17 protein-coding genes and 1 tRNA gene are annotated in these 14,269 nt (G+C 62.3%); 9 read left to right on the top strand and 9 right to left on the bottom strand.

The features are described 5' to 3' along the window. Positions 1 to 33 precede the first annotated feature (33 nt). On the bottom strand, positions 34 to 471 hold the full coding sequence (locus A3A9_RS0128645; RefSeq protein WP_245279146.1) for a hypothetical protein: 438 nt from the start codon (positions 469 to 471) through the stop codon (positions 34 to 36). A 91-nt stretch (positions 472 to 562) separates the two neighbouring features. Beyond that, the gene (gene moaA / locus A3A9_RS0128640) at positions 563 to 1,558 is read right to left on the bottom strand and encodes a GTP 3',8-cyclase MoaA (protein ID WP_027061701.1); all 996 of its coding nucleotides are present in this window, start codon (positions 1,556 to 1,558) and stop codon (positions 563 to 565) included. Positions 1,559 to 1,754: 196 nt separating this feature from the next. Here moaA and A3A9_RS0128635 point away from each other — a divergent pair, with 196 nt between their 5' ends. Together A3A9_RS0128635 and A3A9_RS0128630 are read left to right on the top strand one after the other, a co-directional pair. Beyond that, positions 1,755 to 2,108 (top strand): gamma-butyrobetaine hydroxylase-like domain-containing protein, encoded by a 354-nt coding sequence (locus tag A3A9_RS0128635; protein WP_027028977.1) that lies wholly within the window; start codon positions 1,755 to 1,757, stop codon positions 2,106 to 2,108. A gap of 73 nt (positions 2,109 to 2,181) precedes the next feature. Further along, on the top strand, positions 2,182 to 2,793 hold the full coding sequence (locus tag A3A9_RS0128630) for a pyridoxamine 5'-phosphate oxidase family protein (RefSeq protein WP_027061700.1): 612 nt from the start codon (positions 2,182 to 2,184) through the stop codon (positions 2,791 to 2,793). A 16-nt stretch (positions 2,794 to 2,809) separates the two neighbouring features. On the opposite strand, the gene A3A9_RS0128625 is transcribed toward A3A9_RS0128630, so the two are convergent. Beyond that, positions 2,810 to 3,262, bottom strand: coding sequence for a MarR family winged helix-turn-helix transcriptional regulator (locus A3A9_RS0128625; RefSeq protein WP_027061699.1), 453 nt, complete (start codon positions 3,260 to 3,262; stop codon positions 2,810 to 2,812). Between the two features lie 47 nt (positions 3,263 to 3,309). On the opposite strand from A3A9_RS0128625, the gene A3A9_RS0128620 reads away from it, so the two are divergent. After that, a complete protein-coding gene (locus tag A3A9_RS0128620) occupies positions 3,310 to 4,215 on the top strand; it encodes an alpha/beta hydrolase (protein ID WP_027061698.1) in 906 nt (301 codons plus the stop codon). A 70-nt stretch (positions 4,216 to 4,285) separates the two neighbouring features. Here the strand turns inward: A3A9_RS0128620 and A3A9_RS0128615 are convergent, their stop codons facing one another. After that, a complete protein-coding gene (locus tag A3A9_RS0128615; protein ID WP_027061697.1) occupies positions 4,286 to 4,681 on the bottom strand; it encodes a rhodanese-like domain-containing protein in 396 nt (131 codons plus the stop codon). Positions 4,682 to 4,977: 296 nt separating this feature from the next. On the opposite strand from A3A9_RS0128615, the gene A3A9_RS0128610 reads away from it, so the two are divergent. After that, a complete protein-coding gene (locus tag A3A9_RS0128610; RefSeq protein ID WP_027061696.1) occupies positions 4,978 to 6,861 on the top strand; it encodes a L,D-transpeptidase family protein in 1,884 nt (627 codons plus the stop codon). Between the two features lie 64 nt (positions 6,862 to 6,925). On the opposite strand, the gene A3A9_RS0128605 is transcribed toward A3A9_RS0128610, so the two are convergent. The 3 genes from A3A9_RS0128605 to A3A9_RS0128595 form a co-directional block, all read right to left on the bottom strand. Continuing rightward, positions 6,926 to 7,408: a hypothetical protein gene (locus A3A9_RS0128605; protein ID WP_027061695.1), complete on the bottom strand. Its 483-nt coding sequence runs from the start codon at positions 7,406 to 7,408 to the stop codon at positions 6,926 to 6,928. A 112-nt stretch (positions 7,409 to 7,520) separates the two neighbouring features. Next, positions 7,521 to 8,261: a lysozyme inhibitor LprI family protein gene (locus A3A9_RS0128600; RefSeq protein ID WP_051371227.1), complete on the bottom strand. Its 741-nt coding sequence runs from the start codon at positions 8,259 to 8,261 to the stop codon at positions 7,521 to 7,523. Positions 8,262 to 8,396: 135 nt separating this feature from the next. Next, positions 8,397 to 8,654, bottom strand: coding sequence for a PepSY domain-containing protein (locus A3A9_RS0128595; RefSeq protein ID WP_027061693.1), 258 nt, complete (start codon positions 8,652 to 8,654; stop codon positions 8,397 to 8,399). Positions 8,655 to 8,693: 39 nt separating this feature from the next. Between A3A9_RS0128595 and A3A9_RS0128590 the strand changes: the two genes are divergently transcribed. Then, entirely contained in the window at positions 8,694 to 9,113 is a 420-nt protein-coding gene (locus tag A3A9_RS0128590; protein ID WP_152536196.1) for a hypothetical protein, read from the top strand. Positions 9,114 to 9,149: 36 nt separating this feature from the next. On the opposite strand, the gene A3A9_RS0128585 is transcribed toward A3A9_RS0128590, so the two are convergent. Together A3A9_RS0128585 and A3A9_RS0128580 are read right to left on the bottom strand one after the other, a co-directional pair. After that, positions 9,150 to 9,224, bottom strand: a tRNA-Val gene (locus tag A3A9_RS0128585). A 136-nt stretch (positions 9,225 to 9,360) separates the two neighbouring features. Continuing rightward, positions 9,361 to 10,047: a phosphoglycolate phosphatase gene (locus A3A9_RS0128580; RefSeq protein WP_027061691.1), complete on the bottom strand. Its 687-nt coding sequence runs from the start codon at positions 10,045 to 10,047 to the stop codon at positions 9,361 to 9,363. A 152-nt stretch (positions 10,048 to 10,199) separates the two neighbouring features. Between A3A9_RS0128580 and rpiA the strand changes: the two genes are divergently transcribed. The 4 genes from rpiA (at position 10,200) to A3A9_RS39660 (ending at position 14,245) form a co-directional block, all read left to right on the top strand. Next, entirely contained in the window at positions 10,200 to 10,931 is a 732-nt protein-coding gene (rpiA, locus tag A3A9_RS0128575) for a ribose-5-phosphate isomerase RpiA (RefSeq protein WP_027061690.1), read from the top strand. Next, on the top strand, positions 10,918 to 11,547 hold the full coding sequence (locus A3A9_RS0128570; RefSeq protein ID WP_033838848.1) for a DUF2059 domain-containing protein: 630 nt from the start codon (positions 10,918 to 10,920) through the stop codon (positions 11,545 to 11,547). The genes rpiA and A3A9_RS0128570 overlap by 14 nt, the downstream gene beginning before the upstream one ends. Positions 11,548 to 11,667: 120 nt before the next feature. After that, positions 11,668 to 13,056, top strand: coding sequence for a glutathione-disulfide reductase (gor, locus tag A3A9_RS0128565; protein ID WP_027061688.1), 1,389 nt, complete (start codon positions 11,668 to 11,670; stop codon positions 13,054 to 13,056). A 28-nt stretch (positions 13,057 to 13,084) separates the two neighbouring features. Beyond that, on the top strand, positions 13,085 to 14,245 hold the full coding sequence (locus A3A9_RS39660) for a serine hydrolase domain-containing protein (protein WP_033838847.1): 1,161 nt from the start codon (positions 13,085 to 13,087) through the stop codon (positions 14,243 to 14,245). Positions 14,246 to 14,269 lie beyond the last annotated feature (24 nt).

Below are 14,269 nucleotides of genomic sequence, written 5' to 3'. Positions count from 1 at the left end.
ACAAGACTTTTTCTGGGGAGTGATCCGAAATACTCACTGTCCCTTGAGGTTGCCGGCAATGGCGCCGACCAGCGGATCGTATTTCGACTTGAGGGCGGGCGGATAATCGATCCAGACCGTGCGGATAACGCCATCCCGGCCAAACAGGCGCCGCTCATAAAAGATCTTTCCACCCTTCATGCCCGACAGCACCGCCCAACCCTTGCCGATCTTGCTGTAGGTGACCGTGTAGCCAGGTTCCTTGCTCGCCTTCTCGTCGGCGACAAAGCCTTTCGGTGTGTCGTCGTCGACGTTGAGGATGCCGGAGCAGGTCAGGCTGGCGCCATCAGCGCTCAGCCATACCTGTCCGTCGCCATTTTCCGGCTCGGGCTGACGATCGGTGAAGATCTCGTCGGGAAAGGTGCAGACGGTGCCGAATCGCTCGTTCACGTAGGTGGAAGGCGCGGCGATTGCGCTGCTTGCTGCAAGCATCGCTAGAACCGCCATTGTCAGAGAAAACCGCCGCATGTGTTGCCCCAAAGCCGATGCTTGAAGGCAATCCTTGCACAGATCGGCGGGAAGGTCAGCCGCCCGTCACACTCATATGCCGGGATACCGATGGCCGGCTGGTGCGGCGGTCGATGATGAAGTCATGGCCTTTCGGCTTGCGGCCGATCGCCTCGTCGATCGCGTCGGCGACCAGTTCATTGCCCTCGGATGCGCGCAACGGCGAACGCAGGTCGGCCGCATCCTCCTGGCCGAGGCACATATAGAGCGTGCCGGTGCAGGTCAGCCGGACGCGGTTGCAGCTTTCGCAGAAATTATGCGTCATCGGCGTGATGAAGCCGAGCTTGCCGCCGGTCTCGGCGACGTGGACATAGCGGGCCGGACCACCGGTCTTGAAGGGAATGTCGGTCAGCGTGAACTGGCGCTCCAGCGAGGCGCGCAGCAGCGACAGAGGCAGATACTGGTCGGTGCGGTCGGCGTCGATCTCGCCCATCGGCATGGTTTCGATGACGGTCAGATCCATGCCGCGGCCATGTGCCCAGCGCATCATATCGGGCAGTTCGGCGTCGTTGAAATCCTTCAGCGCCACCGCGTTGAGCTTGACCTTCAGCCCGGCCGCCTGCGCCGCATCGATGCCCGCCATGACCTTGTCGAGATGGCCCCAGCGGGTGATCTTGTGGAACTTGTCGGCGTCGAGCGTGTCGAGCGACACGTTGATACGCCTGACGCCGCAATCGGCGAGTTCAGCGGCGAAACGCGACAGCTGCGAACCGTTGGTGGTCAGCGTCAGTTCTTCCAGCGCGCCGCTGGCGAGATGGCGCGACAGCTGGCGCACCAGATGCATGATATTCTTGCGCACAAGCGGCTCACCACCGGTCAGGCGCAATCTCTTGACGCCTTTTTCGATGAAAACCGTACACAGCCGGTCCAGCTCTTCCAGCGACAACAGGTCCTTCTTCGGCAGGAAGGTCATGTCCTCGGCCATGCAATAGGTGCAACGGAAATCGCAGCGGTCGGTGACCGACACTCTGAGATAGCTGATCGTGCGACCGAAGGGGTCGATCATGTTCATGTTTGAGCGTTTCCGTGGCCGGTACCGGCGTCGTTATATACAGCTATGTGATACGATCCAGCCCGCCATTCAAGATACCGCTTCTCAATCTTTGGTAACATCCCGCAGCCGACACGATGTGTCGGTCGGCCTCATCAGGACTTTTCGCTTTTCGCGAAGCGGCGTAGGGAAGGCAATCGATACGGGATCAAACAGCATGACCGCACCAAAAGAACTCAGGGTCTCCAAGGACCGCAAACTGCTGTCGGTCACCTTTCCCAATCACCAGCCGTTCGAACTGCCGGCGGAACTCTTGCGCGTTGCCTCGCCATCGGCCGAGGTGCAGGGTCATTCGCCCGAGCAGCGGGTGACGGTTCCCGGCAAGCGCAATGTGGCGATCCTGAAGATCGAGCCGGTCGGCAACTACGCGGTGCGCATCACCTTCGACGATTTCCACGACACCGGCATTTTCACTTGGAACTACCTGCACACGCTCGGCCACGAGAGGGATGAGCGCTGGAATGCCTATCTGGCGGAGCTTGAGGAAAAAGGCTTGAGCCGCGATCGCTAGAACGAATCCCGTCGCTGTCGTTAAAACGTCATCGATGTGGAGTAGCGCCGGCAAAGGTTCGGAGACGGAAGAGATGTCGCGCATCACCACGGTCGAACAGCTCGAAGCTCTCTATGGCGTTCCAGGCGAAGCCTCGCTGGTCAAGGAACTCGATCACGTCATTCCCGAATATGCCGCCTTCATCGAGGCCTCGCCCTTTGTCGCGCTGGCGACCAGCGGACCGGAGGGGCTGGATTGTTCGCCGCGCGGCGATCTCGCCGGCTTCGTGCGTATCGTCGATCCGAAAACGCTGATGATGCCGGACCGGCGTGGCAACAACCGTGCCGATTCGCTGAGGAATATCATTCGCGACCCGCGTGTCGGCCTGCTGTTCCTGGTGCCGGGTTCCGGCACCACACTGCGCATCAACGGGCGGGCGCACATCACCACGGATGCTGCGCTTTGCGCGTCCTTCATGGTCGACGGCAAGGCGGCGCGTTCAGTGACCGTCATCGACGTCGATTCAGTCTACTTCCAATGCGCCCGAGCCATTGTGCGGTCAGAACTCTGGAACCCGGCAAGGCATGTCGACCCAAAGTCTCTGCCAACGCCCGGAAAAATCCTGGAAGTCACCAGTCGCAAGAACATCGATGGTGAGGCCTACGACAAGGAATGGCCGGAGCGGGCGAAGAAGACGATGTGGTGAGTGACCGAAGGGTCGGTCACGCTTCCTTCAGGACATCATAGATCTTGCGCATCTGTTCGCCGATCATGTCGCATTGTTCTGCTGTCGACTGGCTCATCGCCTTCTCGATCAGCGCCATGTGCACTTTCAGCGCCTGCATCAGTAGCGCCTCGCCGGCTTCGGTCAGAGCGAGCCGCAAGATGCGCTTGTCCTTCTCGTCGCCTTCGCGGCGCAGCAAGCCGCGCGTCTCCAGCTGCGGCAACAGCATGGTGATGTTGGAGCGGCCGACAAGCAGCTTGCGGGCAAGGTCGTGCTGCGACATGCCGGGATGGCGGTAGAGGTTCATCAGCACGTCGAGCTGCGCCGGCTTCAGGTCCAGCGGCGCGAGTTTCACCGCCAGCGTGCGCTCCAGCACATGGCAGGCGCGCGCCACCGCGACCCAGTTGCGAAAACGCGGGTTGTCCCAAGGTAACTCTTGTTTATTGTTCATCTTTGAACTATTATGTTCATGCTTGAACGTATGGATGGATTCTCACTATGGCATCAATCGGGCTGAAGGTCATCCGGGGCGTATTTGGTGCAGCCGAACATATTGCCCCGCGCATCACCGGGCGCGCGGCGTTCGAGCTGTTCTGCCGCACGCCGAGCGCCAAAGCGCTGACCGACGGCGAACGCCGCGCCATCAGCCGCGCCGCTGACTTCATGACCGAGGCGCGCCATCATCGGCTGAAGACCAAGACCGGCTGCGTCATGGTGCACGAATTCCGGCCGGAGCCGGGCAGGGCGGCGCTTGGCACGGTGCTTGTCGTCCACGGCTGGCGTTCGCGCACCGAATATATGCGTGCGTTGATCGAAGGCTATCGCGCGGCCGGCTATAGGGTCGTGTCACTGGACCTGCCGGGCCATGGCCATTCGCAGGGCCGGCACCTGAACATGGTCAATGCTGTCGAGGCCGTACGGGTCGCCGGCGAATGGTTCGGTCCGTTTGTGGCAGCGGTTGGACATTCCTTCGGTGGCGCCGTTGCCGCCAATGCCATCGCCGGTTCAGTGAAGAACATTCCGCCACTGGCCGCCGGACGCCTTGTGCTGATCGCGGCACCCAGCTCCTTGCCGGCGATCTTCGCCGACTTCAGCCGCATGCTCAATGTCGGGCCGCGTTCACAGGTCGCCATGGCGGACCGTGTCGAACACCTTTCCGGCCGGCCTTTGCATGAATTCACCGGCGACCGCCAGCTCGCCCAGGCGCCCGTGCCGACCTTGGTCATCCACGCGCCCGATGACCGTGAGGTGCCTGCCGAACACGCGAAACGCTACGCCGGCGCCGGCGGCCATGTGCGGCTGCACTGGGCCGATGGGCTCGGCCACCGCCGCATTCTTGCCGACAAGGGCGTTGTCGAACGCGCCGTCGCCTTCGTCGCCCGAGAGCCATCGCTGCTTCACTGAGCGGCAATCCTCGTTTCCATGCATGTCGTTGTCTCAAAACCGGGGCCGCTTTTGAGCGACATGCATTGGGCTATTTCTTCTTCTCGCCGGGTTCGACAGGCAATCCAGCGGCCTTCCAGGCGGTGTAGCCGCCAAGGATGTGCTTGACCGGGGAAAGTCCCATGTCCTGCGCCGTCTTGGTGGCGAGCGCCGAGCGCCAGCCTCCGGCGCAAAAGAAAACAAAACTTTTGCCCGAGGCGAAGAACGGCTTGTGATAGGGGCTGTCGGGATCGATCCAGAATTCCAGCATGCCGCGGGTGACATGTTTGGCGCCGGGTATTTTCCCGTCGCGCTCTATCTCGCGCGGGTCGCGCAGGTCGACGAAGATCGTGCCTTCGTCCTCGAGCAGCCCTGCTGCTTCCTCCGGTGAAACCACTTCGATCTCGGCGTTCGCCTCATCCAGCAGTTCGCGATAACCCTTTTTCACCCTCTCGTCCCTCCCGGCCGCCACCTTTGCGGCAGGTCGAATTTCGAGCACAACGGCCAGCGTTTGTCACGCCGCACCGGTAGGCCATTGTCCGGCAGGCAGTCATTGCCGCGGCCATGCATCCACGGCAGCCGTCACGATGTTGTGAAACCGTTCTGCAACAGGCTTTCCGAAATTTATGAAAGCTTAACGAAATCGGTATGAATCGGTATAGTCACGCCTTACATCCGCCATGCGGTGAGCGAGACGATCTAGCGTGCGGAACGGGAACCGGTTGCGGCCGGAGCGGGTGATTGATGAAACTCCTCGGTAAAAATACAACCGCGCTGCCGCTGATGGCGATCGCGGCAACACTCGCCTTCGGTGCGCCCCAGGCAGGCGCGCAAGGGCTCTTCGACATGCTGTTCGGCGGCGGCATCAATCACCAGCCGCAGGGCGAGTTTCCGCCCCCGCCACCAAAGCACAGACCCAAGGCCCCGGCTGGTGGTGGTGGCGGCGTCAAGATCAGCAGCCCATCCTACTACACCTACAAGGCCGACAAGCTGGTGCGCGTCGACTTCTCGGCGCTGTCCGCGGCGCCCCAGCCAGCAACGCCGCAGGATGCCGCCTTCGTTCCGTCTGCGACGGGGGCTGCTTTTCACGACGCCATTGCCAGCTTGAGCGACTACGAGCTTTACGCTGAGCCGGACATTGCCAAGGCGCTGATTGCCTACTATTCGGCCAACCCGGATTTCATCTGGGTGAGCGGAACCAGCCTCAACAGCCGCGCGCAGGATGCGGTGCGAGTGCTTGGCGAGGCCGCCAGCTATGGCCTGACGCCCGCCGACTACACGGTCGATGTGCCGGCCGCGAATTCGGCCTCGGCGGATGACGCGGCCAAGTTCAAGGACCTCGTGCGCTTCGAGATGGCGCTGTCGGCGCGCGTGTTGCGCTACGCCCATGACGCCCAGAACGGCCGTGTCGAGCCCAACCGGATGACCGGCTACTATGATTTCCCGGCCAAGCCGCTTGATTTGGGCGGCGTGCTGAAGACACTGGCGCATACGCAGGAAGTGCGCACATACCTCGAATCGCGGCATCCGCAGAATGCGGAATATCAGGCGCTGCGCGTCGAGCTGGAATCGCTGCAGGCAAGCGCCGAGAATGAGATCGTCGTCGATCCCAAGCTGTTGCTCAAGCCAGGCGAAAGCAGCCCCGAACTGCCGAAGCTGCTGACCCTGATCGCACGCAGTCTCGATGACGACATGGGCGGCACCTATGGCGAGGTCCTGTCGCGGCTGGCGAGCAGCGAGGTCTACGTGCCCGAGCTCGTTCCGCTGATCAAGGCGGTGCAGGTGAAAGAAGGCATGAAGGGCGACGGCGTCATCGGTCCGCGCACAGTCGCCTTGCTGGCGGGCTCTTCGAAGGCCGACAGGCTGCTCAAGGTGCAGGTGGCGCTGGAAGAACTGCGCTGGCTGCCTTCCGATCTCGGCAGCCCGCGCGTGTTCATCAACCAGCCGGCGTTTACCGCAAGCTACATCGACAATGGCCAGGAGCAGCTGAAGACGCGCGTCGTCATCGGCCGGGTCACCAACCAGACGGCATTCTTCTACGACCAGATCAAGCAGGTCGACTTCCACCCCTATTGGGGCGTGCCGCAGTCGATCATCGTCAACGAGATGCTGCCCCGGTTGCGCAGCGATCCCGGCTATCTCGATCGCGCCGGCTACGAAGTGACCGATGCGAAGGGCAGAAAGATCCCGTCATCCTCGGTCAATTGGGGCGCCTATGGCGCCAACATTCCCTACAATGTGCGCCAGCAGCCGAGCGAGGCCAATGCGCTGGGTGAGCTGAAGATACTGTTCCCCAACAAGCATGCGATCTACATGCATGACACGCCGCAGAAATCGTTCTTCAAGCAGGATATGCGGGCGCTCAGCCATGGTTGCGTGCGCCTGCAGGACCCGCGCGGCATGGCGGCGGCAGTGCTCGGCACGGATGTCGACTACATCGCCGAGAAGCTGAAGCACGGACACTCGACCGAGGACGTGACGCGCAAGATTCCGGTCTATGTCGCCTATTTCACCGCCTGGCCCGACATGTCCGGCAAGGTCGAGTATTTCGGCGACGTCTACGATCGCGACTCCAAGCTGAAGCAGGCCCTGGATGCGACCGAGGCGGTTCGCTCACCCTCAAGCTGATAATCGGAGCGGTTTGCCGGTTCACACCAACGGCGAACCGCTTTTACAGTTTTACCGGAATGCTTCAGCGCTCCATGAGCGGACGTCGAAAGCCGGCGTCGCGCCCGGCGATCAGCCAATAGACCAGCCCGGCGATCAGGCCGGCAGCGGCAATGATGCCGATGTCGGCCCAGCGCGCTGAATCCATGTCCTCTGGCGAATTCGGCCAGATCAGGAAAAACCCGCCGGCGGCAGCCGCAGCGCCGAAGAGCATGTGCAGCAGGACGTTGCGCAGCGAAAAGAACTCCGCAATCAGCGCGAAGGTGACGGTCTGCAGTCCCGTTATGACGATTGTCACAAAGTATATGAACATGCCGAGCGGTGGCACCACCAGCGCCGCGAGCGGCGTGACGACGGCAAAACCGAAATACTCAGGCGCGTTGGGCAGGGAACTGAGCGCGGCGTAGATTACCGCCACGGCTATCAACCCTATCAGCACGGCCACAAGATAGCCGGCTAACATCATCAACAAACGCTTTAACACGTGTTTTGCCGTCGCCATGCCCATTCCCCCGTCCGGCGCAGTCAACCCGTCCAGTCAGCCATCAAAGACGATCCGTTGCAAGGGGAGGCGCAAGCGGGCTGCTTTGGCGGCTTTCGTGGATCACGAAGCAGGCTGATCAGGCGCCGCCACACAAATGCTCGGAGTCCGGCAGGGCCCAACTCCCCTTGGCGACAAGGTCGATGGAATAGTAGACCCGGCCGCGGTCGTCGTCCTTGGGGCAGTCCCGGGGAATCGCAATCAAGCACATCACAACGGGTTCTCCGACCTTCGAGGATGCCAGACCAGGCTCGCGATCATAGGAGACAGATCCGCCACCGTTGGTGAACGTCGCAGCACTGCCCGCGTCTGGCGTGGCTGTTTCCAGCGGATCGTCGCCAAGCCGCGCGGTCAGCGTCTTGATGTGGGTGGTCGCGCATTGCCCGACGGCCGAGGGCAGGGGCTGGTCCTTGTTGCCGGGGTTGTGCGCCGCCGCGTCCAGAGCCTTCTTGCCGATCAGGGCGATGTTGTAATCCTGCACCCATGACGGCGCATTGCCATAGGTCTGCAGGGCGTTGTTGAGCGCGCTGACGATGCAGGCGGTGTCGCTCTTGCAGGCGTTGCGGTCAGCAATCAAGCCACGTGCGATCTTGCGCTTGTCGCCGCCGAATGCCGGCTCGAATCCCTTATAAGCCTTGGAAACCAGCAGATCGATGGCCGACAGTTGCGGATCGGCGCAGATCGCCTTCTCCGCCGGCAGGCTTGCCTTGGCACAGTCGAAGGACGGCCCCTCGGCCCGCGCCGGAGGCGCGGCAAGGATGCCGCCAGCCAGGATAATGGCGCAGACAAGCAAGACACCGGTTCGAACGGAAAATCGCATGCATGCCCCCAAGCCAACAGGATTGCCTATGGCGCTGCCCCGCGCCTGACGTGGATATCACACGCCAACAATGGACATTTTGCGGCGAGTCCGGCCAGCGATCGCGGACATCAGGAGAAATGCCGGTCGAGGGTCCTATTTTGGTTCGGCGGTCACCGGATCGTAATTGATTTCGACCTTGGCCTTGTCAGATGTGTAGTAGGTGACGGTGTAGGCGTCTTTGTCCCAGTCGACCTCTTTCACGTAGCGAAAGCCGTCGCGCTGCTCCACCTTGGCCAGGATTTCCGACAGCTTCTTGGCGTTGGGCGGCGGCAACGGGTCCTCGTCCGCGGCCAGAGCCGGGCCGGCGATGAGAAGAAAGGCAACGCTGGTTGCCACGAGAAATCTGGACATGGTTTTCCCTCAAGTTTCAACGCAGAGAAACTCGCTGGCGTGCTGGTTGGTTCCGTAGCCGGAATACAGCACCATTCAGCCCATCGACTCGCGGCTGCGCGCGGGAAAAAAGACGTCCGCCAAAAAACCATGATGCGCCGCTTCTATATTTCCGGCCATATTGCCGGCGTTTCATTGGGGGTCTCTATGCGCACGCGTCGTCTCGTCATGCTTGCACTGTCCGTGCTTTCCATCCCGGCCGTTTCCATGCCCGTGCAGAAAGCCAGGGCGCTGGAACCTGAAAAGTACACGGTCTATTGCGCCAACGACCACATCGAGGTGTCGTTCTGGGATATCGAACAGATGAAGGTGCGGAACGGCTCCAACGTCTGCCAGTTCCAGAGCTATACGAGCTACAGCAGCGCGCTAAATTTCGCTCAGAAGAATTTTGGTGGGGAGGGGGCTAGTTGCAGCTGCTAGCTTTACTGGCCTGGAGTGCAATTTCAGGAAGGAAAATGGTGGGCGATGCAGGGATTGAACCTGCGACCCCACCCGTGTGAAGGGTGTGCTCTCCCGCTGAGCTAATCGCCCGCTCGTTGCCCGAAGGCCAAGCGAGCCGCGATATAAGGGAGGCCGGCCGGTTAAGTCAAGGCGGTGTCACGCGTTCTGACAAGGATCGGATTGCCGCACTTTGGAGCCTGTTTTTCCGAGTGAAGCCGGCCGCCGATCAGTATCCTGCGGCAGCGTTGATCAGCTTCTGCGCCAGATCCACTGTCAGCGCGTCGAAATGCGAGATGATTGCCGAGGGCTCGAATTCGCGGACATGCCGGTCGGTGTAGCCGAAATCGACCGCCACCACCGGAATGCCTGCGGCCTTGGCGGTGTCGATGTCGGTTTGCGAATCACCGACCATCAGCGCGTGGTGCGGGTCGCCGCCGGCCAGCTTAATGGTCTCGATCAGGTGGCGCGGGTCGGGCTTGCGGAACGCGAACGTATCCTGTCCGGCGATTGCCGCGAAATGGCTGGTCAGGCCGAGCGCTTCGATCAGCGCCAGCGAGTTGGCCTCGTATTTGTTGGTGCAGATGGCCAGGAGATAGCCCGCCTTCTCGAAGCGCGCGATCGCCTCGACGACGCCGCGGTAGGGGCGGGATTTGCCGGGAATGTTGTCGGTGTAGTGATCCAGAAACACTTTTAGGAGCCGGTCGTGCTCGGCGACATCAAGCGAGCGCTGCTGGGCGGCGTGCGCGCGCTCTATCATGACGCGGCCACCATGGCCGACGAAGCGCCTGAAGCCGGCTTCATCGACGGCCGCGAGCTCGCTGGCGGCCAGGCTGTGGTTGAGGCTGTCGAGCAGGTCCGGCGCCGTGTCAATCAGCGTTCCGTCAAGGTCGAACACGATGATCGGGCGAGTCATGATCCATCCTGCGCAGGTTTGTGCATCGGCAGGCGATAGCGGCTGCGGCGCGTGAAGGCAAGCAGACCGGTGGACAGGCGTCCAAGGGCTTTGACCCGACCGGCAAAAATGCTAGGAGCCCGAACATCAGTTTCCCGGGGCGGCAAAGCAGCATGGATGCGAGACAGTTGAAGGTCGAGGCCGCGCGGGCGGCCCTTGCTCATGTCACCGACGGCATGCGGCTAGGCATCGGCACCGGCACCACGGCGGAAGAGTTCGTGCGGCTGCTCGCCGACAAGGTTGCCACCGGTATGACCGTCATCGGCGTGCCGACTTCGGAGCGCACAGCCGCACTGTGCCGCGAGCTTGGCGTGCCACTGTCGACGCTGGAGGAAACGCCCGAGCTCGATCTGACCATCGACGGCACCGACGAGGTCGACCCGGAACTGACCCTGATCAAGGGCGGCGGCGGCGCGCTGCTGCGCGAGAAGATCGTGGCGGCGGCTTCGCAGCGTATGATCGTCATTGCCGACCAATCGAAGATGGTCAAGACACTCGGCCGTTTTCCGCTGCCCATCGAAGTCAACCAGTTCGGCCTGCGCGCAACCACGATTGCGATTGGTGCCGCGGCTCAAAAACTCGGCCTTTCCGGTCCGCTTACATTGAGGATGACGGGAGGCGAGGCTTTTGTTACAGACGGCGGCCATTTTATCCTCGATGCATCTTTTGGCCGCATTCCGGATACAAGAGCGCTTTCGAATGCTCTCCATGCCATTCCGGGCGTGGTCGAGCATGGTCTTTTCATCGGGCTGGCGTCAGCGGCCATAATCGCCGGCGGCGACGGTATCAAAACCGTCCATGCTGCCCGAAAACCAGGGAGTTCTACCGATCATGATGTTGCATAACCGGGTTCGCAGCCTTTGCGTCGTTCTGGCGGCTTCGGCCGTCTTTGCCCTTTCCTCGCCGGCATTCTCGCAGGACGTCACGGACTCGCACCTGAAGGCGGCCCGGGCGGCGATCGCAGCGATCCATGCAACGGATTCGTTCGACAACATCCTGCCGCAGGCGGCGGCCGCGCTCGAATCGCAGCTCATCCAGAAGAACCCGGACATGCAGGAGTTGATCGGCAAGACCATCAACGACAAGGCAATCGAGATGGCCTCGCGCCGCGCGGATCTCGAGAAGGAAGCGGCTCTTGCCTATGCGAAGGTGTTTTCCGAAAAGGAACTCAACGACATCGCGACTTTCTACGGCTCGGACACCGGCAAGAAACTCCTAGACAGCGGCCCGGCCGTGACGCGCGATCTGATCAAGGCAGCCGACATCTGGCAAAACGGCCTCGCCCGTGATCTCGCCCAGCAGGTCGGTGAAACGCTGGCGGCGGCCTCCAAGGCAAATGCGCCGGTTGCACCTGTTACCGCGCCCGCTGACGATGCGGCGCCGGCGGACGGCGCTGCCGCGCCCGCTGATGGCACGGCTCCCGCCGATGGTTCGGCTCCTGCCGACGGCACGCAGAACTGATCCTGCGTTTTCAAATCGGCCTTTGCGGCCATCGGTGAAGCCCGGCTTGTCCGGGCTTTTCTTTTGACCGTTTGCGGCCTACCTGTCACTCACATTTTCCGACGTTCAAGGAGCCGCGCCATGGCCGGTTATGACTATGATCTCTTCGTCATCGGCGGCGGCTCGGGCGGGGTGAGGGCGGCGCGCGTCGCCGCGGCACTCGGCAAGCGCGTTGGCATCGCCGAGGAATATCGTTTTGGCGGCACCTGCGTCATCAGGGGCTGCGTGCCGAAGAAACTCTATGTCTACGCCTCGCAATTTCCAGAGCATTTCGCCGATGCGGCGGGCTATGGCTGGACGGTGCCAGAAGCCAGTTTCGACTGGCGCACGCTGGTTGCCAACAAGGATCGTGAGATCAGCCGGCTGGAGGCGATCTACAAGAAGAACGTCGAGGGCGCCGGCGGCGAGGCCTTTCATTCGCGGGCGATGATCGTCGACCCGCATGTGGTGCATCTTCTGGGCGAGGACCGTACCGTCACCGCCGACCAGATCCTGATTGCCACAGGCGGCCGTCCGGCGGCGCATCCGGCGCTGCCCGGCCACGAACACTGCATCTTCTCCAACGAGGCTTTCGACCTCAAGGAACTGCCAAAGGCGATCATGATCGAAGGCGGCGGCTATATCGCGGTCGAGTTCGCCAACATCTTTCACGGCCTCGGCGTCGACACCACCTTGGTCTATCGCGGCAAGGAAATCCTCAGCCGCTTCGACATGGATCTGCGCCGCATGCTGCACGAGACCATGGAGAAGAAAGGCATCAAGATACTCTGCCATTCGGTGTCCCAATCCGTGCGCAAGCGGCCGGACGGCAGGCTCGATGCCCTTCTCTCCAGCGGCCAGACACTGACGGTCGACCAGGTCATGCTGGCCATCGGGCGTATCCCCAACACCGAGAATATGGGCCTGGAGGGCATCGGCATCGAGATGAGCGCTGCCGGCGCGATCAAGGTCGACGACTATTCGCGCACCAACATCGACAATATCTGGGCGATCGGCGACGTCACCAACCGAGTCCAGTTGACGCCGGTGGCGATCCACGAAGCGATGTGCTTCATCGAGACGGCATTCAAGGACAACCCGACCGCACCCGACCACGATACGATCGCGACCGCGGTTTTTTCGCAACCGGAAATCGGCACTGTCGGCCTGTCCGAAGATGATGCGGTCAAGCGGTTCCCCGATATCGAGATTTATCGCGCCACATTCCGGCCGATGCGGCACACATTGTCGGGTCGTGACGAAAAGATGCTGACGAAGCTGGTGGTCGACGGCGCTTCGAAGAAAGTGATCGGCGCCCACATCCTTGGCCCGGATGCCGGCGAGATGGCGCAGCTGCTCGGCATTCCGCTGAAGGCCGGCCTGACCAAGGATGACTTCGACCGCACAATGGCCGTGCACCCGACCGCGGCGGAGGAGCTCGTCACCATGTACAAGCCTACCTACCGGGTGAAGAACGGCGTGCGCGTCTGACATTCGCCTGCCGCCGATGGGGTGATTCATGTCCGTAACCGGTTCCAAGCCGCTCGATCATGACTTCGGCGGACGTGTCGATCGGGTCGTCGACATGGCGATCGAGGCGGGACGCATTGTCGGCACCGTGATCCTCGTCGCCCGGCGCGGCGAAATCCTTTACAGCCGCGCCGCCGGTCTTGCCGACCGCGAAGCGAAGAAACGGATGACGGCGGATGCGATCTTCCGGCTCGCGTCGGTCACCAAACCCGTCGTCGCGACCGCGGCACTTGCCCTTGTCGAGACCGGCGTCATCGATCTCGATGATCCCGTGGCAAGATTCATCCCGGAATTCCGGCCGAAGCTCGCGGATGGCAGCGAGCCTGTCACCACCATCCTACAGTTGCTGACCCATACCGCTGGGCTGGACTATGGTTTTCGCCAGGTAGCCGATGGACCCTACCATCGCGCCGATGTCTCCGACGGTCTCGACCAGCCGGGCCTCTCCATGGCCGAGAATCTCCGTCGCATCGCCTCGGTGCCGCTGTCCTATGTGCCGGGAACGGCCTGGGGCTATTCGGTGGCGATGGATGTGCTGGGGGAGGCGATGGCGAGAGCCACTGGCGCCTCGTTGCCGGAGTTAGTCGATCGCCTGGTCGTCCAGCCGCTCGGCATGCACGACGCCGCCTTTACCGTGCGCGATCGATCCCGGCTGGCGACGCCTTACGCCGATGGGCCTGGCAAGGCCGTCGAGATGGATGAACATCACCGCGTGCCCTTTGGAGACGGTTTCATCTCCTTCTCGCCCGGGCGTGTCTTCGACCTTGCGTCCTTCGCTTCGGGCGGCACCGGCATGAATGGCTCCGCCGGCGATGTCCTCAAGCTGCTCGAGGCGCTGCGATCGGGCGGCGGGCCGGTCGTCCGCCCCGAAACGGCCACGACGATGACCTCCGATGCAATACCGGGCCTGGAAACCACCATGCCCGGCTGGGGCTGGGGGCTGGGATTTGGCGTCCTGCGCGACCCGCTCGCCGCATCGACGCCTCAGACCGCCGGCACCTGGCGCTGGGGCGGCGTCTACGGTCATTCCTGGTTCGTGGATCCGGCGTTGGAGCTGACGGTGGTGGCGCTGACAAACACGGCAATCGCCGGCATGACAGGCGCCTTCCCCGATGCACTCCGCGACGCCATCTACGGCAAGCCGGCCTGAAGGCGAACTCTCCGCCGCCGATCG

It is taken from the genome of Mesorhizobium loti CJ3sym (genome assembly GCF_000472785.1).
Lineage (GTDB): Bacteria > Pseudomonadota > Alphaproteobacteria > Rhizobiales > Rhizobiaceae > Mesorhizobium > Mesorhizobium loti_E.
Note: the sequence above shows the minus strand (reverse complement) of the source record. Positions and strands in the feature narration are given on the sequence as shown.